The 22,780-nt window shown below is 40.7% G+C and carries 22 protein-coding genes; 7 read left to right on the forward strand and 15 right to left on the reverse strand.

From position 1 onward, the window contains the following. Window positions 1–5 precede the first annotated feature (5 nt). Together GZH31_RS16530 and GZH31_RS16535 are read left to right on the forward strand one after the other, a co-directional pair. Window positions 6–587, forward strand: a complete 582-nt coding sequence (locus tag GZH31_RS16530; RefSeq protein WP_180311825.1) for a uracil-DNA glycosylase family protein — start codon at window positions 6–8, stop codon at window positions 585–587. A 4-nt stretch (window positions 588–591) separates the two neighbouring features. Further along, window positions 592–1,326: a phytanoyl-CoA dioxygenase family protein gene (locus tag GZH31_RS16535; protein WP_180311826.1), complete on the forward strand. Its 735-nt coding sequence runs from the start codon at window positions 592–594 to the stop codon at window positions 1,324–1,326. A 45-nt stretch (window positions 1,327–1,371) separates the two neighbouring features. Here the strand turns inward: GZH31_RS16535 and GZH31_RS16540 are convergent, their stop codons facing one another. Next, window positions 1,372–1,935 carry a short-chain dehydrogenase gene (locus GZH31_RS16540; protein ID WP_257473716.1) on the reverse strand — a complete coding sequence of 188 codons (564 nt, stop codon included), beginning with the start codon at window positions 1,933–1,935 and terminating at the stop codon, window positions 1,372–1,374. 108 nt (window positions 1,936–2,043) lie between these two features. Between GZH31_RS16540 and arfB the strand changes: the two genes are divergently transcribed. Continuing rightward, window positions 2,044–2,457 (forward strand): alternative ribosome rescue aminoacyl-tRNA hydrolase ArfB, encoded by a 414-nt coding sequence (gene arfB / locus GZH31_RS16545; protein ID WP_065979207.1) that lies wholly within the window; start codon window positions 2,044–2,046, stop codon window positions 2,455–2,457. 133 nt (window positions 2,458–2,590) lie between these two features. Continuing rightward, the gene (locus GZH31_RS16550; protein WP_036972603.1) at window positions 2,591–2,914 is read left to right on the forward strand and encodes a hypothetical protein; all 324 of its coding nucleotides are present in this window, start codon (window positions 2,591–2,593) and stop codon (window positions 2,912–2,914) included. A 29-nt stretch (window positions 2,915–2,943) separates the two neighbouring features. Here GZH31_RS16550 and GZH31_RS16555 read toward each other — a convergent pair whose 3' ends face one another. The 6 genes from GZH31_RS16555 to GZH31_RS16580 form a co-directional block, all read right to left on the reverse strand. Beyond that, a complete protein-coding gene (locus tag GZH31_RS16555; RefSeq protein ID WP_180311827.1) occupies window positions 2,944–3,978 on the reverse strand; it encodes a DUF2955 domain-containing protein in 1,035 nt (344 codons plus the stop codon). A 13-nt stretch (window positions 3,979–3,991) separates the two neighbouring features. Further along, window positions 3,992–5,053, reverse strand: coding sequence for an HlyD family secretion protein (locus tag GZH31_RS16560; RefSeq protein ID WP_180311828.1), 1,062 nt, complete (start codon window positions 5,051–5,053; stop codon window positions 3,992–3,994). A gap of 4 nt (window positions 5,054–5,057) precedes the next feature. Continuing rightward, window positions 5,058–5,534 (reverse strand): MarR family winged helix-turn-helix transcriptional regulator, encoded by a 477-nt coding sequence (locus GZH31_RS16565; protein WP_074988419.1) that lies wholly within the window; start codon window positions 5,532–5,534, stop codon window positions 5,058–5,060. Window positions 5,535–5,656: 122 nt separating this feature from the next. After that, window positions 5,657–6,133, reverse strand: coding sequence for a TlpA disulfide reductase family protein (locus GZH31_RS16570; protein ID WP_074988417.1), 477 nt, complete (start codon window positions 6,131–6,133; stop codon window positions 5,657–5,659). After that, the gene (locus tag GZH31_RS16575; RefSeq protein ID WP_074988416.1) at window positions 6,130–7,017 is read right to left on the reverse strand and encodes a spermidine synthase; all 888 of its coding nucleotides are present in this window, start codon (window positions 7,015–7,017) and stop codon (window positions 6,130–6,132) included. Before GZH31_RS16575 ends, GZH31_RS16570 begins: the two co-directional genes overlap by 4 nt. After that, window positions 7,002–7,628 (reverse strand): fused MFS/spermidine synthase, encoded by a 627-nt coding sequence (locus GZH31_RS16580; protein WP_036972611.1) that lies wholly within the window; start codon window positions 7,626–7,628, stop codon window positions 7,002–7,004. The genes GZH31_RS16575 and GZH31_RS16580 overlap by 16 nt, the downstream gene beginning before the upstream one ends. A 190-nt stretch (window positions 7,629–7,818) precedes the next feature. Between GZH31_RS16580 and GZH31_RS16585 the strand changes: the two genes are divergently transcribed. Further along, on the forward strand, window positions 7,819–8,277 hold the full coding sequence (locus GZH31_RS16585) for a GyrI-like domain-containing protein (RefSeq protein WP_257473717.1): 459 nt from the start codon (window positions 7,819–7,821) through the stop codon (window positions 8,275–8,277). A 70-nt stretch (window positions 8,278–8,347) separates the two neighbouring features. On the opposite strand, the gene GZH31_RS16590 is transcribed toward GZH31_RS16585, so the two are convergent. After that, the gene (locus tag GZH31_RS16590) at window positions 8,348–9,010 is read right to left on the reverse strand and encodes an FMN-dependent NADH-azoreductase (RefSeq protein ID WP_074988571.1); all 663 of its coding nucleotides are present in this window, start codon (window positions 9,008–9,010) and stop codon (window positions 8,348–8,350) included. Window positions 9,011–9,128: 118 nt separating this feature from the next. On the opposite strand from GZH31_RS16590, the gene GZH31_RS16595 reads away from it, so the two are divergent. Then, window positions 9,129–9,983, forward strand: a complete 855-nt coding sequence (locus GZH31_RS16595) for a LysR family transcriptional regulator (RefSeq protein WP_074988414.1) — start codon at window positions 9,129–9,131, stop codon at window positions 9,981–9,983. A gap of 242 nt (window positions 9,984–10,225) precedes the next feature. Here GZH31_RS16595 and GZH31_RS16600 read toward each other — a convergent pair whose 3' ends face one another. Both GZH31_RS16600 and GZH31_RS16605 read right to left on the reverse strand, forming a co-directional pair. Beyond that, window positions 10,226–11,956, reverse strand: coding sequence for a bifunctional protein-serine/threonine kinase/phosphatase (locus GZH31_RS16600; RefSeq protein ID WP_083422851.1), 1,731 nt, complete (start codon window positions 11,954–11,956; stop codon window positions 10,226–10,228). A gap of 11 nt (window positions 11,957–11,967) precedes the next feature. Next, a complete protein-coding gene (locus GZH31_RS16605; RefSeq protein WP_065979195.1) occupies window positions 11,968–12,819 on the reverse strand; it encodes a formate/nitrite transporter family protein in 852 nt (283 codons plus the stop codon). Between the two features lie 626 nt (window positions 12,820–13,445). On the opposite strand from GZH31_RS16605, the gene GZH31_RS16610 reads away from it, so the two are divergent. Then, window positions 13,446–14,633 carry a nitrate regulatory protein gene (locus tag GZH31_RS16610; RefSeq protein ID WP_177222564.1) on the forward strand — a complete coding sequence of 396 codons (1,188 nt, stop codon included), beginning with the start codon at window positions 13,446–13,448 and terminating at the stop codon, window positions 14,631–14,633. 130 nt (window positions 14,634–14,763) lie between these two features. Here GZH31_RS16610 and cobA read toward each other — a convergent pair whose 3' ends face one another. The 5 genes from cobA to GZH31_RS16635 form a co-directional block, all read right to left on the reverse strand. Then, complete coding sequence (cobA, locus tag GZH31_RS16615) at window positions 14,764–15,636, reverse strand: uroporphyrinogen-III C-methyltransferase (protein WP_083422862.1); 873 nt, start codon at window positions 15,634–15,636, stop codon at window positions 14,764–14,766. 84 nt (window positions 15,637–15,720) lie between these two features. Further along, a complete protein-coding gene (nirD, locus tag GZH31_RS16620; protein ID WP_065979192.1) occupies window positions 15,721–16,083 on the reverse strand; it encodes a nitrite reductase small subunit NirD in 363 nt (120 codons plus the stop codon). Between the two features lie 9 nt (window positions 16,084–16,092). After that, entirely contained in the window at window positions 16,093–18,624 is a 2,532-nt protein-coding gene (nirB, locus tag GZH31_RS16625; protein ID WP_074988409.1) for a nitrite reductase large subunit NirB, read from the reverse strand. A 36-nt stretch (window positions 18,625–18,660) separates the two neighbouring features. Next, entirely contained in the window at window positions 18,661–19,839 is a 1,179-nt protein-coding gene (locus GZH31_RS16630) for an alginate export family protein (RefSeq protein ID WP_074988408.1), read from the reverse strand. Between the two features lie 581 nt (window positions 19,840–20,420). Beyond that, entirely contained in the window at window positions 20,421–22,748 is a 2,328-nt protein-coding gene (locus GZH31_RS16635) for a S9 family peptidase (protein ID WP_180311829.1), read from the reverse strand. Between the last annotated feature and the right edge of the window lie 32 nt (window positions 22,749–22,780).

Genomic DNA, 22,780 nt, shown 5'->3' on the forward strand with positions numbered 1-22,780 from the left:
AAGTAATGAAACATCAAACACTCTTAGAACAAGTTAGTAAATGCGTGATCTGCGAACCTGAGTTACCGTTAGGAGCCCGTCCCGTTATTCAATTTAATGCCAGTGCGCGCATTTTAATAGCGGGGCAAGCACCCGGGGTTAAAGTTCACGAAACAGGGGTGCCCTTTAATGATGCCAGCGGAAAACGATTACGAAATTGGCTAGGTGTCAGTGATGACGAGTTTTACGATGCCCAAAACTTCGCTATTTTACCAATGGGCTTTTGCTATCCGGGTAAAGGTAAGTCTGGCGATCGACCACCGCGCAAGGAATGCGCTATTGCTTGGCGAGAAAAGCTCCTCGCCCAATTAAACAACGTTGAGCTGACTATCATTTTAGGTAAGTATGCACAGGCGTATCATTTACCTCATACCAAACAGTTGCCGTTAACAGAGTTAGTAAAATCGTGGCGTGATTATTGGCCTAAGTATTTACCTTTGCCACACCCAAGCCCACGCAATAATATTTGGTTAAAGAAAAATCCATGGTTTGAAGAACAAGTGCTTCCTGAACTGAGTAGCCAAATACGTTCATTACTTAATAGATAACACAATGGAAAATACTTTTTTTAAGCAACATGGTTACATGCATGTAAAGGGGCTTTACAATGATTCTGCTTTATCTGCTATTCGCCCCATTTTAGATAAATTTCATAATAATTGGCTTCGCGAAAATTCTCTTTTTTATAAAACTAAAGCTATTAATAGTTCAGGGCTCACAGCGTCTCCATGGTTAACAGAAAATGAAAAACTGAGCTTATTCCACTTTATAAACTCAACGCAATTGCTCAATCAGGTTACCTCAATCATCGCGAGACCACGGTTTTTAAATAGCCAATTATTTTTTAATCCTTACAACCCAGAACAACATAATTATTGGCACCGAGATTCGCAGTATCATTTAGATATCAATGCACAGCAATCAGCTCTAACAGGTCCTGAAGTACTGCATTGCCGTATTGCATTTGAAGATGAACATGGGATTGAGTTAATACCAGCGAGTCATAAAAATTGGGATTCTGAAGAAGAATTAGCGGTAAGGCTAGAGCTGCAAGGGGCTCACAATTATGATTCTTTAAGCCGTGGTAAAACTATCTCACTACAAAAAGGTGATCTATTGATTTTTTCGGCCAATATGATTCACCGAGGATTGTATGGGCTCAATAGGTTTTCATTCGATATCCTATTTTTTGAACGCCATGAGAGCGTGGAGCAATTTATAAACACGGACTTTTTACCGACAGATGCTCAGCTTAAGAAATTGGAAAATCCTGCGATTTTTATTTAATAAAAAAGCGGCTTAATAAGCCGCTTTCTCGCATTGCATTTAACACTATTGCAGCAGCGCAAATAACTGCTTTAATTGCGGCATATATTCTTTAACCAAGTTAACGTTGTTTTCGCTAACATCAACGGGGGCATTACTCGCTTCTTTCACGCCCTCTAAGGCACCGGTGATTGAACGTGTTCCAGAACTTGCAGAAGACGCAGTTAAACTTTGTAAGCCACTCATTGCTTGATTAACTCGCGCTTGGTTTTCTGGTGACAGTGTTGCCTTCACATTTTCAAGATAGGCCATAGAAACTTCAGAACCCACAGTAACAAGCTGCTCTGGCGTAAAGCCATACTGCTGTGTTAAGGCGGCAAATTCAGTGTAAAGCTCATGCTCTTTAATGTGACCCAGTGCGCTCATTACCACAGAAGTATCTACCCCGTCTGTGCTACCCAGCATGTTACCAAGATCTACACTTTCAAGCTCAGGTTGACTTTTTGACCAGTTCACAACTGCGGGGAGTGCTTTAATATAACTTTGTAGTTGGTTTTCGGTAATATCTTGTGCGAAGCTAGAAAAACTCATCGCGAGTAAACTCATTGAAATAATTAGTGCTTTCATCATGATTTCCTTTCTTTTCCAGTTTATAACAACCGACTTGCTTAGCGAGTTATTATGATCAGCTAATTACAAGTGTTACAATACAGTTTTTAGCACAACTAACTGAACCTAATGTTAATTATTTCTAATACTGTAACAATTGATGAATGGGAGCTCGACTTTAGTGCAATCCGCTCTCAGGGGGCAGGCGGACAAAATGTAAATAAAGTGGCCAGTGCAATTCATCTACGCTTTGATATAAAGCGTTCAAAGCTGCCTGACTTTTACAAACAAAGATTACTCAATTTAAATGACTCTCGGTTGACCAAAGAGGGAGTTATTGTCATTAAATCGCAAAGTCATCGTACACAAGAACTGAATAAAGAAGAAGCACTCAATCGTTTGAAAGAGTTAATTATCAGTGCAACACAGGTTCAAAAAAAGCGTCGTGCAACCAAGCCATCAAGAAATTCACAACGCAAGCGCATGGATAGCAAAACGAAGAGAGGTCAAACTAAAGCATTAAGAAAAAATATAAGCCTATAACCTTATCACCACCCAATAGTGTCAATAATAAGCATAACTGTAAAGAAGTGTAACTTGTTAACAAAGTTAATTGATGGTTAATCCTACCAAGACTATAATAATCATACTATCTCACTTTTGAAAGGAGCCGCAAATGGGCCAAAAAATATGCTTAATCGGCGTTGCTATGATAACGCTGTCAGTTTTGCCTATGACCAGCTTTGCCGTTGATTCTTGGCAAGCCGGAAGCGCTTATCCGCAAGGAAGTGAAACCTGTTATAACGAGATACTCTATAAAGCCAGATGGTGGGCAACCCCAGGAGAAGAACCCGGTAGTTCACAATGGGGGGCATGGGTTGCCGATGTTGCATCAAAAACCTGTGTAGAGAGTATGAGTATGGCTAAGCAAGATGAGTTATTAAAGTCGCTGCCAACCATCTTCGAAACAAATAATAATAAAAAAGGGAGTTCTGATTAACTCCCTTTTTTGTCACCAGGCCGCATGCACTAGTCAAATGTATGGTGGCGTGTCATTTCAAATCGATTGAGTGTGTGATGCATAATATAGACAGCACACAAGCTTAATAGTATTGCAACCGACACCGATGAAAAGCGATATAAAGCGCTATACACCAGATCTTGACCCGGCCCTAATGATTGACCAAACAAGATGCCAAAGGTCGTAATAATACCAAAACCAACCCCTGGAATGCCGCCAGATAAAATATGATAGCGACTAAATATAAAGGTCAAAATCCATAAAATCAGTGCAGGAAAAATTAATATATCAGTGTGATTGTATAAAAATAACTGCGCCACAAGTGCTAAATTGCAGCCAATTAATGTACCAATAGCACGCTGCCATGCAGCCATTCCCGCCGCTTTCCAGCATAAAGAAAACAAAATCAATACCGACGCCGCCTGTGCAGAAATAGAGTCTTGTAAATCAAATACCTGAAAAACAATAAAAGAAAGAGTCGCAACGGTTGAACATAACAAGACTTCGTGCCGAACACTTTCTTTGGCTTTTTCAGGCATTACGCGAGCTTGGCGGGGTGAAACATCAGGAAAAATTCCATGCATCAGTACCGAAAAAACAACGGTTACAATAACAGCGACTGCATTGCTGATGATCAACGGATAAATACTGACTCCTGCCCCTGTGTAGGTTGAAAAGTGCAATTGAATCGAGAGGCTGACTACCGTTGTTGCACCAAATAAAAAGTTAGCACCACGACTCATTTGGTAAAACAAAAAAGCAAATGCCAAAAAACTTACCATCGTCATGACCACAGGCAAATGTGCAAGCAAACCTTGAACGACAAGTACAAACAATGCACTGAATACTGCACCCGCATAAAACTGACGAATAATATGCATATTAAGTACAGGTACTAGGCCAAGCAACAACATAGGATACACAGTAAAAAAGATCCCATTTGGCCAATTCATCAACTTTGCAAGCGCAAACCCTAATGCTGAGCCCGTAGCAATACGCAATGCTTGACGCAAACCATTCCCATCGAGTTGCAGTGTTGACATAACTTACTTAACCTTAATATATAAAGTGCAAAACACTGATCAAACGGATTTGCATGCCCGCAAACCAACTACCGATGCTTGACTCAGGCAATAGTTGCACCGTTGCTCGTGCGCCACTTGGAAACTTAGCCAGCATGTCGTGTTGCTCTAATTGCAGATGAATACGCTGACGCTGTGCATCACGGACCCAGCGATTGCTACTTTCAGTGGCACTTAATAAGCCATTAGCATTAAGTTGACCATCACTCACACCGGCCTCAAAGCTGATAATTTTTGCATTGAAAACTTTGCCGGGTAGGGCATCAAAACTGACTTTTGCACGGCTACCAACCTTCACATGAACGAGTGATTTTTCGCGAAAATCAGCGACAAGATCCGCTTTATTAGCCACAACCGCCATTAATGGCTGGCCTTTATTCGCATAAGTACCTGGCGTAACTTGCAAGTTCGCCACTTTACCATCGGTCTCTGCTGTAACGCTTGTATAAGACAAATTAAGCTTTGCTTGCTCTAGTTGATTCAAGGCGTGACGAAGCGCTAGGTTGTCATCGCCCATTTTACCACGCGCTAATTTAGCTTCGCTCAGCTGCGCTTCAATCGCTGCCACATTCGCTTTACTCGACTGGTAATTCGCATTAATCGTTTCGTATTCCTGCTCTGATATAGAGCGCTTTTTAAGGAGTGATTCGCCGCGTTCAAACAACAAGGTTTGCTCATGAAACTTGGCCTCTGCCGCTGCTAATTGTGCTTCAATCGCTTTAACACTGCTATCTAAGCGTTGGTTTTGCAACTTTGCATCATCGTAAGCAAGTTCGGCTTGCTGTACGGCAAGCTTAAAAGGCTCATCATTAATATGAAATAATGGTTGTTGCTTCACAACCGACTGGTTATTGGTTACGAACACATCCGTTACACGCCCACTGACTTGTGGCGTTACCTGTACAACAGGGTGATACACGCGTGCCTGCGGAGTTACAGGCATGAATAAATCAGCAACCACAAAATAAAGAAATAAAACAATAAAACCCGCTAAGGAGATTTTTACATAACGGGCAAATTTTTGATCCGGTGTCATAAACTTACTTATCTCCTGAATATTGCTTGATGCACTGGCGCGCGTTTATTTCCATTTGCACAAGACCATGCGCCATGGTATCGAGCTGCTCAGTGGTTAAATTTGCATACAAGTGTTGTTTCACATCAGCAATAATAACGCGCAAGGTGTCTAATAATTGTAGACCTTGTTCGGTGAAATGAAGGCGTTTACTGCGTTTATCCTCGGTATCTGACTTGCGTACAATAATCTCTTGCTGCTCAAGCTGCTTAATAGTGCGTGTTAGTGACGGCATTTCAATGCCTAAACTACTCGCCAATTGCTGCTGTGTGCAGCCTTGATTCAAGTGAAATAAATGAATCATTACCGTCCAGCGCGATTGCGTTAAACCTAAAGGCTCAACCGCAAATGTAACGGCATCGCGGCATAAACGATGTACACGCCCCATGCTTCCGCACAAGGTTAGATCAAGGGTTTCATGAAAGGGGATAGAAGAGGACATAATGCACTCCATTTACTTAGCATGCTAACTATTTTAGTGTAGTTAGCATGCTAAGTAAATATTAATGCATTTTATAAAACAGATAGAACTAATCGAAACAACGAAAATAATAACCTGTCAGTTCACAAAGGTGCGATTAACGTTTTAATATGCTGCTCATATTGGTCTAACTTATCAATTACAAAGCCCGTATGTTGGTAGCGGACTATCCCTTCTTTATCAATTAAAAAGCTGCTGGGCATCCCTTTGAGTTGATATTGCCTGCCTATGACAGCATCGGGGTCATAAATGATATTAAAATTAACCGCAAAATCAGTTAAAAACTTCTCAGCATCTGCGCGCTCTACATCAATGTTAACCGCAATAACCGTCAACCCTTGTTCACGATACGTATTTTGCATTTCAATAAGCCACGGAAACGAGCGACGACAAGGGCTGCACCACGACGCCCAAAAATCTAATAGCACCACTTTTCCTTTATTTTGACTGAGTAACGCTGCGAGTTGTTGCTGGCTAGGTGAAACTGTTGTCGATGCAGGTTGCTCTGCTATCACAGCAGAGCTAACAAAAAGAAATAGAGAGAAGATGAGTTTGATCATTGATAATTTAACAAGTTTGCTGGTGAATATTGATCCGTTAAGACCTTGGTGTCTTTTGGCCAGTCTTGGTTGCCTTTAGTATAAAACAAGTGCTCACTAAGCAACTGCATATCGACATCATAAGGGGCTAATTTTGGCGTTAAACGCTTTACCCGCTCAGCAATTTGTTGCTCTGTGGGCATGGCATGAAAACCCGCTAAAATTATCCGGTTAGAATCTTTATCTGTCACTACATTTACAAAATCACCAAAGACATCAAAATAGGTTGCAGACTCGTGCTGATAAAGCTTACTTGATGAAAAGGTGTTTGCGGCAACAACGCCATTGTTGGTCAGAACACTTTTTACTTCAGCAAAAAACTCTTTTGTAAGTAAGTGCTCAGGAATGTAGTCGCCGTTAAAGGCATCGAGAATAATCCAGTCGTACTTTTGTTTTTTTAATGCCGCACGTTTTATAAAAATGCGTCCATCTTGCACTTTTGATGTCACGCTGTCGGTTTCAACAAAATCAAAATAATCGCGTGCAACTTTAATCACCGCAGGGTCAATTTCTACATTTTCTATATGTGCATTGGGGTAGAGTTCATGAATGGTGTTAGAAAGTGTGCCACCCCCCAATCCAATAATGAGCACATTCTTTGGATTATCAATAAATAATAAACTTGCGAAGGTCATTTTAGTGTAATTAAACACTAACTTTTTAGGGTCACTTTGGTACATACAACTTTGCGTACTTTTACGGGTTTTTTCATTAAATTTTAAACACAGTAAGTCAGCATTTTTCTCAACCAAAATGTTGCGATACAAAGAGCGTTCTTTGTGTATTACCTTGCTTTGTGCAATGAATGGCATGATTAACACTAACCATATTAAGACTCTAAGCATACAGCACGCTCCTTAACCGAAAGCTGACTCACAACAATAGCAAGTAATCCCAAAGCACCGAGTACAGCAGCAAATGTTTTAATAATGTCATTAACATCAAATGCCAGCACCATATAAAACGAAGTGATAATAGTGCCCAGCGCACTGCCTAATGTACTCACAAAATATAACCCGCCAGCCACTTGTCCACTTTTTTCATGATCGGTAACCAATAACCGCACCGAATATGGCGAGATCATGCCTAAAATAATAGTTGGAATGAAAAACAATGCCATTGAGGCAAGCAGAGAACCATAACGACTGTCTTCGATATGGCTGAAAATAAAAGCCATAATTGGCTCAGCAAACATAACAATTGGTATCACCATAATACTGGCAATAAAAAAGATAGCGCCATATTTGGTTAATGTAGGGTTGCGAGTAGAAAGTTTACCGCCAAGCAAATAACCAATTGATAAGCTCAACATAAACACAGTAATAATACTGCCCCAAATATGCACACTACTACCAAAAAATGGGGCTAAAATTCGCCCACCGAGTAATTCAATCCCCATTATACAAAAGCCACTACTGAATGCTAAAAAGTAGATAAGCGCATTGATTTTATTCATTAAACACCTGCTGATTTCGTTATAGTTTTAATCCATCTTAACCTGATGATGAACTCGATGCTATGACTGTTTTTTGTTCATAAAAGGGGCATTGATAAAAATACCTTTTTAAATAACCTTTATAAAAAATGAGGCTAATTAGGTCATCGTCTGGTATTTTATCGGGAGCAATTAAAAATGGATTCAAGCGATGGAACAGCACATTACCTCAATCAACGTTAGCGAAATAAAATCACTTTCAGGTTTTAAAGTGCGCACGTGTAACGCGAATGAAATGAGTGGCGAGGGCGCTCAAATAGGGCATTTATGGCAACGTTTTTATAGCGAAATAGCACCAGAACTGACCTCAACAAGCCAGGTTTACGGTGTGTATACACATTACGAATCAGATGTCACCGGCGACTTTGATGTATATGCCTGTACTAATACCCCGATAAACACGGTAGAAACAGAGTCCGTTGATCTGGCTGCAGGGCATTATCTTCGCTTTAGTGGTCAAGGAAGTATGCCACACGCTGTGATTGATGTATGGGGTCAAGTTTGGCAATACTTTAGTAATGAGCAGTGCCCACACATTCGCGCTTATAAAACTGACTACGAGTTTTATAAAAGTAGCGATGAGGTTGAGGTGTTTATTTCTGTTGGATAGCAATGCACTAAACAACGCGTGTAAACCCCCATTACAAATTGACTAAATACGCCGCTTAATGCGGCGCTGGCTATTTATAGAAACTCAGTGCTATTTGTTCAGCTTTTGCATAGGCGTTAGTGAGTGAACGCTGATGCCTTTCATCATTAAACTCTTGGTATTCACTGGCAATTTCGTCGATTTTCTCAACGCCTAAATACAGACTCATCGTGCGTAGATGAGGCACTAAATGGCTCATATGCTCGCGTATCCCACCTTGCTCGAAGCCAAACTCGCCTGTAGAGGTAATGATCACTAAGCGTTTACCATTTAGCAGCGGTTTTAAAGGAAAATCACCACGTCCTAAGTCAAAATCAAAAGTTTTGTTAATGCGAACTATTTGATCAAACCATGCTTTTAGTTGCGCGGGCATACCGTAGTTATACATAGGAGTTGAGATCACGATAGTGTCGGCCTTAGCGACTTCATTAATAAGTTCATCTGACTCAGCAAGCAGCGCTTGTTGTTCTATGGTTTGCTTATTAGCCGGTGTGAACACGGCACCTATCCACGCTTGAGTAATAAAAGAAGGCGGGTGAATCCCTACATCACGATAGATATACTCAGCTATTGCATTAGTATTTTGTAAGCAGCTTATAAAATGTTTAGCAATATTCTTTGAAATTGAATCATGGCTTGAATTATCATTTTTTGCCGCACGTACGCTAGCATCAATATGTAGAAGGGTAGTCATAAGTAAAACCTCATTAGTTAATGTATGGGTATCATCAATAAATTGAGGCGTTTTAACAAACGAGTTAAAATTCACTATAAGTAAGTTATACTCAGCTATAAATCTGCGAGAGTTTTTTATGCAAGTATCATTACAATCCTTAAAAGCCTTTGAGTCGGCTGCGCGCTTGGGCAGTTTTAAAGCTGCAGCTGCAGAACTTGCGATTACGCCTACCGCAGTTTCACATCATATAAGTAACCTCGAAAGTCGTTTAAACACCGATTTATTTCATCGTGAAGTAAGAAAAATCACCTTAACTGAAACGGGTGAATACTTGAGCCTGAGCACTTCAAAAGGGTTTAAACTAATTTTTGATGCGCTAGACACGCTAAGCCAAGCAAATAACCACATTCGGATAACAACCACCTCATCGCTTGCCGCAATGAGGCTAATACCTGCTTTACATACGCTAAACACACAGTATCCACAATTAACGCTCGATATATCAACCAGTGAAGCGCTGGATAAACAATTGCATACTTTACCCGTTAGACTTGGGAATAAAGAAGAAATCAACGAAGCTGATATCATAAAATATGAGGCTTTTAATGTCTTTGCTGCAAGCACGCACCAGCGCGCGCCTTGGCTAAATGGGCACGTTACTTTGTACACTAGTCAATGGAAAAACAACGCATTAGCTGCGCCCCCTCTCACTGAGTGGCTGACTAAAAACAACCAAAGCCCATCGCAGTTCGAGATTAAGTCGTTTGATCAGGAGTTATTTGGTATTCAACAAGCATTGGCAAATAATGGCGCTGTATTTTGCTCAAACACGTTGGTCAAACCCTATGTTGATGCAGGGTTACTCACACACTTTAAGAGCCATGCTGTAGAATCACAGCTTTGTTATTACATACCCGATAAGTCTCGCTTTGAGACGCGATTTCAACGTATTGCTATAGAGTGGGTAACCACTCTTTTAAATCAAAAATAAGGTCGCTGAGATGGCATTTAAAATAACCGTCTAACCCCCCCTGACTGATTGTTCTGTATTCTCGGTGTGGTCGGCATCGCTATTCACAGCCTGTACTTTTCAGATGCATGCTTTTCAAGCTTTATAACCAAGCCATTAAACGTGCTTGTATTGATAGGGCTCCACCATTAAAGTGGAATTCACGTATCGTGATACGGACGCTTTGGTAAAGCATCAGCCTTCATTACTTTTTAATACCCATCTCAATTTACCCAATGAGCAATTAAAACGAACGCTAGAAATAATGAGACCAGTTGCCAAAATAGCACTGGATTTCGCTCAAGTAGTGGTAATTTTCTACTGTAGATTGGGTTAGGGTTATGCATATCAAATAGGAACTCAGATAAGCTTTGATACCTTTTTTGCATATCAGGGCGACATGCTTTATTAATTGCAGCATCGACCCAAACCGGAATTTTTAAGTTCTTTTGAATCAGAGGCTTGTATTGAAGTTTTGCCAATTGTCTTGTACTAGATAATTTTGCAACAGAAACACCGTAAGGGTAGTCACCACTTAACATATGGTAGGTAATGACAGCAAGAGCAAACAAATCACTCGTTGAATCAGGCCAATCACCTAAAAAGTACTCAGGAGCACTATACAACATGTCACCCGGTACATGCCCCTCAATTTGATTAAACTGTAACCCATGCAGACTTGCAGAACCTAAATCTAATAAAGTGAGATTGCCATGACAATCGATTATTATATTTTCGGGCCGAATGTCTTGATGCAATATGCCTTTACTATGTAATGCGCCCACGGCCGATACAAGCTGAGTTAACCAACCACGCACCTGTTGCAAGTTTGCCCGACCATTATCGTTAAGCCATTGCCGAAGGGTAATACCTTCAACTAGCTCGGTTAAAGTATAAAAAAAGTGTCGTTTAGAGGGCGACACTGCTTTAACAACGCTAGGGTGGTTAACCTTGGCAATTAACCACTCCTCTTTGGCGAGTTCATCTAAGTAATTAATATCTGATTGCAAAGACACCGATGGAACTTTCATGACAACGTTTAATCCTGTGCCAATGTCTTGAACTTTAAATAAAGAGCTCCTATCGCTCTTATGCAACTGTTTAATAAGCTTAAAATTGTCTACGACATCACCCACTTTCAGATCGTTTACCACAGGTAAAAACCCTTCGTCTGAGTAATCTGAGCTCTCTACTTGCTGGTGTTTTAATAGTTTAATAACTTGGATAGTAAGATTATCGTCACTGCCGTTAGCTTGAGCAAACGCCGTGACTTTTTCACATGCGTATTGCAGTTGCTTTTCTGTGCAACAGCCTTTAAAGAAATTTAGTAACATCTGCGGAGAAACAAATTCTGTCACTCCATCCGTTGCGAGTAAAACGTAATCGCCAACACTGAGCGCGATATGTTGAATATCTAACTGCAAATTAGACCTAATGCCCAGTGCATTACTTAAATATTGATGATCAAACTCATCGGCAGCACGGTGCTGTTTGCTGCAACAAACAATCTCATTACCTTGAATATGGAATATACTTGAATCACCGCAGTTAAATAGGCAAGCACTCGTTTCGGTTATGATCACTCCAGAAAAGGTGCATACAAATCCGTGATCAAAATTATCCCTATACCGACTATATTGTGTCTTTGCTAGCAGCTGCAGATTAATGACTTCAAGTACTTTTCTGCCAGCCCTTGCAGGTGACCATACATCACTAGTTCGTAAATATTCATCACAGAAAAGCGTAACAGCCAAGTCACTCGCATACTGACTAACCTGGCTGCTACTTATACCGTCTGCAATAGCAGCAATTACACCTTTCGAACGTTTACCATCTAACGTAGGGATGTAACATTTTACGCTGTCCTGATTGACCAGTTTCAACCCTTTCAATGAATGGGATTTTGCTATTACATGCGAAGTCATTGTTAACTTTTCTTGCCTATTTTTACGCATTATTGGTTTAACTATTTTGCAATGACATTGTCGCCCATCGGTGCAGCTGTTTCCGTTAACTTGCGTTTTGGTTTTGTGCGATAGTGCGTCGTATACAAAGTGAGTCCAGTGAAAGCGAGACCACCAACTAGATTTCCAAGCGCGGTTGGAATTTCGTTCCAAATTAAATAATCAACAACGGAAAAATCCCCCCCCATAATTAGGCTGAACGGAAATAAAAACATATTTACAACGGAATGTTCAAACGCCATGAAAAAGAACAGCATAATCGGCATCCACATCGCGATGACTTTACCACTGACATGCGTAGACACCATTGCTCCTACAACCCCCATTGACACCATCCAATTACACAGCATGCCGCGTATAAAGATGGTCATCCAGCCTTCAAAACCATATTTCGCATAGCCTAGAGTACGTGCTTCACCGATGCTGGATACCTTAGCGGCAATTGCACCACCATCAGTGTTAAAACCCATAGTGAAAACAAACGACATCATAATTGCCACAGTTAAAGCACCTGCAAAGTTACCTACAAAAACAAGCCCCCAGTTTCTCAGTATTTGCGGCCAAGTAACCCCAGGGCGCCGCGCAAGCCAAGCTAATGGAGTCAACATAAAGACACCCGTTAGAAGATCGAACCCCATTAAATAAAGCATACAAAAACCGACCGGAAAAAGAATTGCTCCAATCAGAAAGACCCCCGTTTGCACCGCAACAGTAATTGCAAAGACAGCAGCTAATGCCAAAATAGCACCTGCCATATAGGCACGGATAATCGTGTCACGCGTGGACATATAAATTTTTGATTCGCCAGCATCCACCATCTTTGTAACGAAATCACTTGGTAACAAGTAAGCCATGTTATTCACCTTTGATAGTTAATTTTTATGTTAATTTCACAGTTAAAATGTGACTATTTTCCAGGCAAAAAAAAACGCCCGCATCGACTCTTTTAGAAGAGCAGATTGCGGACGCCATTGTCCTTTACATTTCCAATTGTCACAGTCAGTGCAACTGTTCACAACTAATTAAACAAGTTATATGCCAACAATAGAAAACCAATAAAAGCCATTAAATTTCAAATATATAAATTAGTAAAAGTCAAAGACACAAAATTAAAAATTAACACTTGCTTTACTTTGGAGCATAAAACGCATCAATTTGGGGCGAATGGGTGATTATGAGCACTACAGTGATAAGCCTAAGCCGTGACTATAATAAATAATTGCCTCGCTTTTTCTTGAACTGTAAACCCCATTTACAGGCGAGGTAGTTGCGTTTAATAAAAATCCAAATAACACAGAGCAAACTCTCAAAAGGCGTATTTTTACACAGGGAATAATAATTGCTTATAACAAAACTATTCTATCTATGTAGTCCCTAATATATGTCGACACCATCAAATAGTACGAAACAATTTCTACTCGCAGCGAAACATGCCGAGCTCAATAGTTTGTATGCATTAGCATCAAATTGCAGGATTGTCATGGCTGCTACATGTATGATTCATCAACTTCAAAGAGAACGAGGAACAGCAAACGTCTATTTAGGGTCCAAAGGTACAGCGTATAAAGCACACTTACCTCTACAATTTAAGCACACCTCAGATGCAGAGGAGGCGCTAAGAGCACGCTTAAAATCAAAGTTCTTAAGTAGTGATTCAATGCATACTCAGGTAAGGCTTTTAACATCGATTACATTAGCGTCTCAATGCCTTGATCAGTTGCCAACATTGCGCAAACAAATTCAAAAACAAGATGTCACGCCACTCAAATCAACTGATGCGTATTGCCGTTTAATTGGCAAAATAATAAACCTTATTTTTGAGGCGGCTGATGTATCTAATGATGCGTCAATCACAAAAACGTTAGTGGCATTATTCAACTTTATTCAGGGCAAAGAATTAGCGGGACAAGAGCGCGCGCTGGGTGCAATTGGATTTTCACAGCAACAGAAAGATCAAAATATTTTATCTAAAATGCAAGAGCTGGAACGTGCGCAACACGATATTTTTGAGCGGTTCCTAGAGTTTGCAGCAGCCGATGAGCAATCTGTATGGAAAACATTAAAACAATCTGAACTGACAAGTGATATCAATAAACTTCGAACAATGTTCAAAGCGCTATCCGAAACGAATAGCTATACTCCCGAGCTTGGTGAAGTGTGGTATGAAGTTGCTACGAAACGAATTGATGGATTACAAAACATTGAAAATATGCTGACCTCTCGACTCATGGAGCAGGTTCAAGTCCGTATAGAAGAAGCAAAAGGAGAAATATCAAATCATAATGTATTAATGGAAAAAATCGCGGAGGATAACACGGTTGATTCAAGTTTTAATATGCTATTTGATCACCAGTTTTCTGGATTACATGGTATAGAGATGGGTGTCTTAGAACAACAAGAGAGAGAGGTTAGAACTGGTCACAAATCGTTTTACGATTTAATTTGTGAACAAGCAAACCATATTAATCACATGACGAACGAGCTAGAGAATGTAAAGCGAGCACTGCATGAGCAAAAGGTCATTGGCAGAGCCAAAATACTCTTAATGCAAAGTTCTAAAATAGGCGAGCAACAAGCGCATCAGTTGTTACAAAAAACAGCGATGTCTCAAAACCAAACTTTAATAGAAGTCGCCAATAACATCGTTGCCAAGGTCGCTAACATTTAGCGTTGATTTAGAGTACTCAATCAACACTGAAATTATCCGAAAATTTAGCTCTTCCAGCTTATACTTCTTCGAGGAGCAATTGATTGCGACAGCATTTTTAATGCTGTCGCGCAAAATTTAAAAAAGCGAATTAAAATGGCAGTTGCCACGGCACTCTTTCTTTAACAAAGTAGTCTGCCTTTAACATTGCTAAATTTACATCTTTACGCTGATTTACTACGTCACCAATGATGACTAAAGCAGGCCCTGTAAAGTCTTTAAGTGCGTGTTCAACATTAATTTTTGCCAGTGTTTGGCAACATATTTTTTGTTCTGCTAACGTTCCTTTATCAACTATTGCTATCGGTGTATTAGGTTTCATACCGTGTTCAATCAGCTGCTTCACGATACTGTCAACACGCGTTAACCCCATATAAAACACTAAGGTTTGTTTTGCAGCAACAAGCTGGGACCAATTTGCTTGTTGTTGTTCATCTTTGAAGTGGGCGGTAACAAACTGCACCGATTGCGAACATGTTCTATCAGTTAAGGGGATCCCGGTATAAGCACTACAAGCACTCGCAGCTGTCACACCCGGTACAATCGCAAATGGAATATGGTGTTCAGCAAGCGCATTTGTTTCTTCTGATAAGCGCCCAAAAATAGAAGGATCCCCACCTTTTAGACGAACAACTATTTTATTTTCTTGTGCTTTTTCAACTAATAAACGACTAATACTAGCTTGTGGCATGCTATGGCAACCTTGCCTCTTACCTACAAATATAACCTCCACATTTGACGGGAAATACTGCTGTAACTCGCTACTGACTAAACAATCAACCAAAATCACATCAGCATGTTGAAGTATGCGATGTGCTTTCATGGTCAACAGCTCTGGATCGCCAGAGCCTGCACCAATCAAATAAACTTGTCCCTTTTTACAACCCTGGATGTTTAAACGTTTTGTTTGAGTATGTGAAGCGGCCAACTTAACTTTGTTAAGAAGTTCATTATGTACATTCATTACCCTTTTAAATGCCGTATTGGTAAAGGTAAACATGTGAGAAACCATCTCATTCTCCTAGGTGCTTCTGAAAACTGTTTTCAGTTAAAGCAACACTTCAATTTTATTGCCATTAATACGTGCGTCATATACTGGCAACTTGATACTGTCATCATCTAAACAGCGGCCATCACTGAGCAAGTACCGTTGCTTATAAAGCGGTGATGCGACAAAAATTTGCTCATCAGTACACCCAACTAAACCACGATAAAGTACATTTGCTTTACCAATCGGATCATAATTACCAACAGCATAGACCTGCTTTTTCTGCATTTCACAATGCATATAAAACAGCGCGATTTGTTGTTCTTGTAGATTACTATCGCGCACGAGAGCACACACGCCTGAATCCATAACCAGATCTGAAACCTCACAAACAGGTTGCCAATTTTGATTGCTATTACTCATAATTATTTCCTATGCTAACTCGCGTTTTTCTTCTAATTTCGCTGGACGAATTTGCCCTCGCTCTTCGACAAATTGAATATTTACATCTTGTTTATCGCTATTTACGAACTGACGAAAACGTTTTAATGATTCAGGGTTTTCGAGTGTCGTTTTCCATTCACACTGGTAGGTATTAACAACTCGTGCCATTTGTGCTTCAAGCTCATCTGCAACTAATAATTCATCATCAATTACCACTTTTTTTAGATAACATAAACCGCCCTCCATATTTTCTAGCCATACAGAGGTACGTTGCAGTCGATCGGCTGTTTTAATATAAAACATCAAAATGCGGTCGATGTATTTGACTAACGTGACACTGTCTAAATCGGTGGCAAACAGATCTGCATGACGTGGCTTCATTCCACCATTACCGCATACATAAAGGTTCCAGCCTTTTTCAGTTGCTATAACACCAATGTCTTTACTTTGCGCTTCTGCACACTCGCGAGTACAGCCAGAAACCGCAAATTTAATTTTATGTGGCGCTCGTAACCCTTTGTAACGATTCTCAAGGTTTATCGCCATTGTGACGCTATCTTGCTGACCATAACGACACCATGTGCTACCAACACAAGATTTAACGGTTCTGAGCGACTTACCATAGGCATGTCCTGTTTCTAAGCCTGCGTCGATTAATTGCTGCCAAATAAGAGGAAGTTGATCAACCCGAGCACCAAATAAGTCAATTCGTTGTCCCCCGGTTATTTTGGTATAAAGACCAAATTGTTTAGCGACTTGACCGATTACAATTAACTTATCAGCTGTTATTTCCCCGCCAGGAATTCTTGGTACAACCGAGTAAGTGCCATCTTTTTGCATATTGGCAAGGTAGGTGTCATTGGTATCTTGCAGCGCTACATGTTGTGGGTTTAGGACGTAGTCATTCCAGACAGAAGCCAGAATAGAGCCGACCGTTGGTTTACAAATTTCACAGCCTTTACCTTTTCCATACTCAGCTAATAAGTCAGAAAAACTCTTAATACCTTGTACTTTTATAATGTCGAATAATGCTTGGCGACTGTACGCAAAGTGCTCACAAATATCTGTCTTGATTTCAACGCCTCGTGCAGCAAGCTCACTATCAACCACATTTTTTAAAAGATTCGCACACCCCCCACAACCTGAGGCAGCTTTAGTACACGACTTCACCGATGTAATATTTGTCGCACCAGTATCAATCGCGCTGATAATATCGCCTTTAGTTACATTCAAACACGAGCAAATAGAGGCTGAAGCAGGTAAGGCATCTGCACCTAAACGCGGCTTTTCTCCAGATGAAGGTAAAATAAGTGATTCGGGGCTCTTCGGTAACTCAATATCATTAAGCATGTACTGCGATAGACTGTCGTAGTCTGATGTATCACCAATCAGCACCGCTCCCAACAAACGTGACTTATCAGCACTAACAACCATTTTTTTGTACACACCAAGAGGCTGATTTTCATAGGTATAAGTTAATGCCCCGGGGGTACGTCCGTGGGCATCACCAATTGAACCTACATCAACGCCCATCAGTTTTAACTTTGTACTCATGTCTGCGCCTGTAAAATACTCATCAGACTCATCACCAAGCACAATGTGGTTCGCAACAACTCGAGCCATTGTGTAACCTGGAGCTACTAGGCCAAATATAAAGTTATTCCAAAGCGCACATTCGCCAATTGCATAAATATTCTTATCTCTCGTTTGGCATTGGTTATTAATTACGATACCGCCACGTTCACCTACCTCTAAAGCACACTCTCTGGCTAACGTGTCGTAGGGTCTAATGCCAGCAGAAAATAAAATAAGATCAGTTTCAAGTACGTCACCATCGCTAAAGTAAAGTTGATACCGACGTTCTTTACCCGCTTGAATTTCTTGCGTTGCTTTAGAGGTATGCACATGCACGCCAAGCTCTTCTATTTTTTCTTTAAGTAATTTTCCGCCTCCAGCATCAACTTGCACCGCCATTAATTGAGAAGCAAATTCGACAACATGAGTTTCTAAGCCTAGTTGCTTTAACGCGTTTGCAGCTTCAAGACCAAGCAACCCACCCCCAATCACCACACCAACTTTACTCACTTTTGCTGACGCTGAAATAGCGTCTAAGTCATCGATAGTACGATATACCAGACAGTGTTCTTTATCTTTACCAGGAATAGGCGGTACAAATGGGTACGAACCTGTAGCAAGTACTAACTTATCATAACTATAGATGTCACCTGATACTGTAGTCACCGTTTGTTTATGACTATCAATTTGAGTAACTTTTGCACCTAAGTGAAAGTTTATACCCCAGTGTCGATAAATATTTTCGCTGGTCATCGCTAAGTCATCAGCTGTTTTTCCCGCAAAATACTCAGATAAATGCACGCGATCATAAGCAAGTCGGTTTTCACCGCTGAGTACTGTGATTTCAACAGGTTGAGCTTCACTGTTTAAGCTATGTAATTGCTCGACAAAGTGATGCCCAACCATTCCATTGCCAACAACAACTATCTTTTTTGGTGTAGACATAAATTTTCCTCAATCATCTCGTGTTAGTAGGGTTTGCTAGAACGTTGCTGCAACCCACACCCAAAACTTATTTGTATCGACTTTCGCAAAAATCTCGTCACCGGCCATATAAGTTGCATACTTAACGCCGACACTATATTGCTTACTGAAAGACGTGCTATACATGACATCAAATTCTGAGCCTAGGTCGTCATAGCCAACGATTGATTCATCTGAAGAGTAGGCGTGATAAATAAGGCTCCATTTACCATTAAGTGCGTTACCAGACACACTGGCATAAAAATCTTGCAGCCCTATTGATGGTGTCACTAAGAATTGATCTGTCCAGCCATTAAATTTATGCAAGGTAGCAAGGGGAGTTTGAAATGCTTGTTCGCCGTTATCCGAACCTAACGACTCATAACCAAGTTTGTAAGTGATATCACTTATTTTTACACCGCTCTCAAGGAGTAAATAAGTCGTATCAACACTATTTGCGCCACTTTCATTAGTTTGCAACGCATATTCTGCCGCATAAGAAACAGGGAGTTTTGCTAACATCTTTTTACCGACTAAGCGCACACCGTATGTATCCAGTGCATTATCAGTATTATTATCACTCTCTAGCAAATACCCATAAGCCGTTAATTTACCGAGCTCTGTTTTTAATGATGCATTGAGCAGATGATCTTTCGAATCAACATCTTTTTCATCCGCAAAAATACGGTTGCGTTTATTTATATATGCATAGCTGACGTTGATAGCGTCTTTTTCGTATTTAGCACTTAGCGCATCAAATGTTTGCTTATCTTGCCGCCAGCCTACATGGCCAACAAATCGATGGTTATCTAAGGTAATAACTTGTCGACCGAACTTAGCTGCAAATTGCTCGCTATTATATGCCAAGTATACTTGATCAATTTCTGTTGATTCTGGGTCCGCAATCACTGAATATTCAGTGCCTTCACCAATCCCATTATTGTAATCATCAATGAGGGCAAGTGTATTCTCCAACTCAATAAAAGCGGATATGCCACTCACCGCTTTGCTTTTAAAATTAGCTAAACTGCGCAGCGTAAGTGCTGATGAATCCTTTAAGGCGTTGTCTTGATTAACCGATTCGTAGCGTAACCTAAAGTCTGTGCTCAGAGTGCCCACTTCGGTTTCAACAGCTGCGTAAGTTTGGTTTGCAAACACGGCGACTAAAACAGGCAACGTTAATTGCTTTAGTTTCATTTTTATTACTCTTGTTGTTATAAATTAATCACAAAGCCGCCTAAAAAAGACGAACCAATCCGTTGCCTTACCGAGCTTTAAGCAAAAAAAAACCCACTCAATAACAGAATGTTCGTTTCTGTTATTGAGTGGGCTTCTTTGCCGTAGCGCTATTTAATGAATGTTAAATAGCCGGATTTTGTATTTCATGTTCATTAATACATATTGTGTGCCAAAAAAAATAACCAATATAAATCAGCAAGATAAATTAAAACATCGATTTTAGTGTTATCTAATTCACCATTGCGGTGCAATCAGTTCACAAAAATAGGGCAGGGTGTACGGTGTGAGCTAAAAGTATGCTCATTGGGTTTTAATGGTATGTTTTAATCAAACTCATAGGCTATTGCCAATTCACTCTTAACGCGTTGAAACACCTTATACTGTAGGCGAAAAATAATAACCAACGTTATTAATAGTGGCTTGAGCCTAGGCTTTCATCTATAGCAACTCGAACCTCGTAACCTGTAACGGGGGTTTACAGCTTGCATAAAAAAGCCGCAGTTTAAGTTATTAAGCTGCGGCTTTTACTAAAAGCTGAATTACGGCTTGAGTAAATGCTTTTCAAAGAAGTTAGCCATCATCGTGTGATAATGCAGAGTCGTGCCTTCACCTTCACGCAGGCTGTGAGACCGGTTCGGGTATGAGAAAAACTCGAACTGTTTATTGTGCTTAACTAATTCGTTAATTAAACGTTCTGAACCTTGGTAATGCACGTTGTCATCGCCAGTGCCGTGGATCAGCAACAATTTACCTTGCAAGTCTTTGGCAAAAGTAATTGGCGAGGTATTGTCGTAACTTTCAGGATCCGTATTTGGATTACCAGCATAACGCTCTTGATAGATAGTGTCGTACAAGCGAATATCAGGGACTGGGGCTGAAGCAATGCCCACTTTGTACTTGTCGCCATGGCGGAATAACAAGTTAAGTGTTGAGCTGCCGCCTCCTGAGTGACCCCATACGCCAACACGGTCGGTATCAATTACATCCCAGCGCTTTGCCATTGCATCAAGTGCATCCACTTGGTCGCGCACAGTGATTGAGCCAATTTTTTTGTAGATTGATTTACGCCAATCTCGGCCTTTCGGCGCACGTGTACCGCGATTATCAACCGAGGCAACAATAAAGCCTTGTTGTGTTAAGTACGACTTATACAAGTAACTGTTGCCTTCCCAGCGGTCTTGAACTGTAGAACCCCATGGCTCACCGTATACATAAAATACGATAGGGTACTTTTTGCTTTTATCCATATTAGCAGGGAACATAATGTAACCATCAAGCTCAACACCATCACGGGCATTTACTGTAAAGAACTCGTGTGTTGGTAATTGTTCAGTTGTAAGCTTTTCTTTTAGCGCTTTATTCTCAACTAAGGTTTTCACATTGCTGTGATCACTTACTTTGATGATTTCTTTCATGGGGGGTGTGCCAAACTTAGAGTAGGTATGCATTGCCCATGATGTGTCTTTCGACATGTAGTAGCTATTAGAGCCATCAAATGACTCTGGCGTTACACGCATCGGTTTTGTGCTTCCATCAAGCGATGTACGAAATAAATAACGCTGGCCCGGATCATCAGGTGAAGCTGTGAAATACATCACATTTTTATCTTCGTTTAACGCCAACATATCAATAATGTCGTATTCGCCCGGCGTTAAATCAATGATACTTTTGCCATCACGAGAAACACGATAAAGATGACGCCATCCATCTCGCTCACTGTGCCAAATAAAGAATGTGCCATCTTTTGACCAGTTAGCTTTATAGAACCACTCAATGAATGCATCGTCTTTGTCTTCAAGAATTTTAGTTAGCTGTTGCTTTTTCCAATCAAATAACCACACTTTGTTGTGGCTTTGCGGGCGATTAAGATCTTGGATCATTAATGATTCTCCCGTGCCAGCCCAGCTAATACGTGGGATATAACGGTCACGGTTATCGCCACCCAGTTCTGCCCAACGCGTTTTTTTATCACTTAAGCTTACCACACCGACTTTTACGGCAGCGTTCATTTCGCCCGCTTTTGGATACGGAAACTCTTTGAGTGTCGGATAAAGCTCGTCGGTGTTATTGATCATAGTGAAATATTTCACACCACTGGTATCAAGCTGCCAATAGGCGATAGATTTATTGTCAGGGCTCCAACGGAATCCATCTCGAATAGTAAACTCTTCTTCGTATACCCAGTCAAAGTTACCGTTAACGAGGGTGTCATTGCCATCGGTAGTTAATGCAGTAACCGCTTTGCTGCCTACTTTTTCCATGTAGATATTGTTATCACGCACATAGGCCACTTTAGAGCTATCTGGTGAGAACTTTGCGAACATTAATTTTTTAGCTTCAACGTTTTCACCACCTAATTGATACAGCGAGTCTGTCTCTAGGTTTAAAAGCCAAAAGTCACCACGGCTACGTGAACGCCAAACTTGCTCACCATTGGTAAACACCATCAGCCACTTGCCATCTTTTGACCACTGATAACTTTCAACGGTTAACGGCTCTTTTTCGCCTTCTGGGATCAGTTTTTCGTAGCTAACAAGCACTTTTCGATTTGTACCATCGGCATTATAAAAAACAATGTCGTTGCCTTTTACACCATGTTCATCGTCTTTGGCTTTATCGTCTTGTTTGTTTTTATCGCTTTCACGCTCTTCAAGCACTGTGTAACCCGTGCCGTCGTCGAGCCATGTGAAATAGGTGCTACGTTGTGCTTTAAAGTCTTTGTCTTTGTATATTTGCTCAAGCGAAAGAGGATTAGAGTTTGCGCTCACTGTTGTGGTTGTATTGGCTTGCTCAGTACTTGAGCATGCTTGTAGTCCCAAACCTGCAACAACGGCAAACGCGAGGGCTGATGTTTTTATTAAGTTCATTTTGTTATCCCTTGGTTTTAACTAACCTAGCG

The sequence above is a fragment of the Pseudoalteromonas sp. JSTW genome (assembly GCF_013423925.1).
Taxonomy (GTDB): domain Bacteria; phylum Pseudomonadota; class Gammaproteobacteria; order Enterobacterales; family Alteromonadaceae; genus Pseudoalteromonas; species Pseudoalteromonas lipolytica.

Excerpts from the sequence above, each read along its gene's own strand:
- GZH31_RS16605 (WP_065979195.1), bottom strand. The coding sequence starts at position 12,819 with ATGGCTTACTTGTTACCAAGTGATTTCGTTACAAAGATGGTGGATGCT.
- cobA (WP_083422862.1), bottom strand. The coding sequence starts at position 15,636 with ATGAATGTACATAATGAACTTCTTAACAAAGTTAAGTTGGCCGCTTCA.
- GZH31_RS16570 (WP_074988417.1), bottom strand. The coding sequence starts at position 6,133 with ATGATCAAACTCATCTTCTCTCTATTTCTTTTTGTTAGCTCTGCTGTG.
- GZH31_RS16560 (WP_180311828.1), bottom strand. The coding sequence starts at position 5,053 with ATGACACCGGATCAAAAATTTGCCCGTTATGTAAAAATCTCCTTAGCG.
- nirB (WP_074988409.1), bottom strand. The coding sequence starts at position 18,624 with ATGTCTACACCAAAAAAGATAGTTGTTGTTGGCAATGGAATGGTTGGG.
- arfB (WP_065979207.1), top strand. The coding sequence starts at position 2,044 with ATGTTAATTATTTCTAATACTGTAACAATTGATGAATGGGAGCTCGAC.
- GZH31_RS16595 (WP_074988414.1), top strand. The coding sequence starts at position 9,129 with ATGCAAGTATCATTACAATCCTTAAAAGCCTTTGAGTCGGCTGCGCGC.
- GZH31_RS16635 (WP_180311829.1), bottom strand. The coding sequence starts at position 22,748 with ATGAACTTAATAAAAACATCAGCCCTCGCGTTTGCCGTTGTTGCAGGT.
- GZH31_RS16600 (WP_083422851.1), bottom strand. The coding sequence starts at position 11,956 with ATGCGTAAAAATAGGCAAGAAAAGTTAACAATGACTTCGCATGTAATA.
- GZH31_RS16530 (WP_180311825.1), top strand. The coding sequence starts at position 6 with ATGAAACATCAAACACTCTTAGAACAAGTTAGTAAATGCGTGATCTGC.
- GZH31_RS16535 (WP_180311826.1), top strand. The coding sequence starts at position 592 with ATGGAAAATACTTTTTTTAAGCAACATGGTTACATGCATGTAAAGGGG.
- GZH31_RS16580 (WP_036972611.1), bottom strand. The coding sequence starts at position 7,628 with ATGAATAAAATCAATGCGCTTATCTACTTTTTAGCATTCAGTAGTGGC.
- GZH31_RS16575 (WP_074988416.1), bottom strand. The coding sequence starts at position 7,017 with ATGCTTAGAGTCTTAATATGGTTAGTGTTAATCATGCCATTCATTGCA.
- GZH31_RS16630 (WP_074988408.1), bottom strand. The coding sequence starts at position 19,839 with ATGAAACTAAAGCAATTAACGTTGCCTGTTTTAGTCGCCGTGTTTGCA.
- GZH31_RS16565 (WP_074988419.1), bottom strand. The coding sequence starts at position 5,534 with ATGTCCTCTTCTATCCCCTTTCATGAAACCCTTGATCTAACCTTGTGC.
- GZH31_RS16590 (WP_074988571.1), bottom strand. The coding sequence starts at position 9,010 with ATGACTACCCTTCTACATATTGATGCTAGCGTACGTGCGGCAAAAAAT.
- GZH31_RS16540 (WP_257473716.1), bottom strand. The coding sequence starts at position 1,935 with ATGATGAAAGCACTAATTATTTCAATGAGTTTACTCGCGATGAGTTTT.
- GZH31_RS16555 (WP_180311827.1), bottom strand. The coding sequence starts at position 3,978 with ATGTCAACACTGCAACTCGATGGGAATGGTTTGCGTCAAGCATTGCGT.
- nirD (WP_065979192.1), bottom strand. The coding sequence starts at position 16,083 with ATGAGTAATAGCAATCAAAATTGGCAACCTGTTTGTGAGGTTTCAGAT.
- GZH31_RS16610 (WP_177222564.1), top strand. The coding sequence starts at position 13,446 with ATGGCTGCTACATGTATGATTCATCAACTTCAAAGAGAACGAGGAACA.
- GZH31_RS16550 (WP_036972603.1), top strand. The coding sequence starts at position 2,591 with ATGGGCCAAAAAATATGCTTAATCGGCGTTGCTATGATAACGCTGTCA.
- GZH31_RS16585 (WP_257473717.1), top strand. The coding sequence starts at position 7,819 with ATGGAACAGCACATTACCTCAATCAACGTTAGCGAAATAAAATCACTT.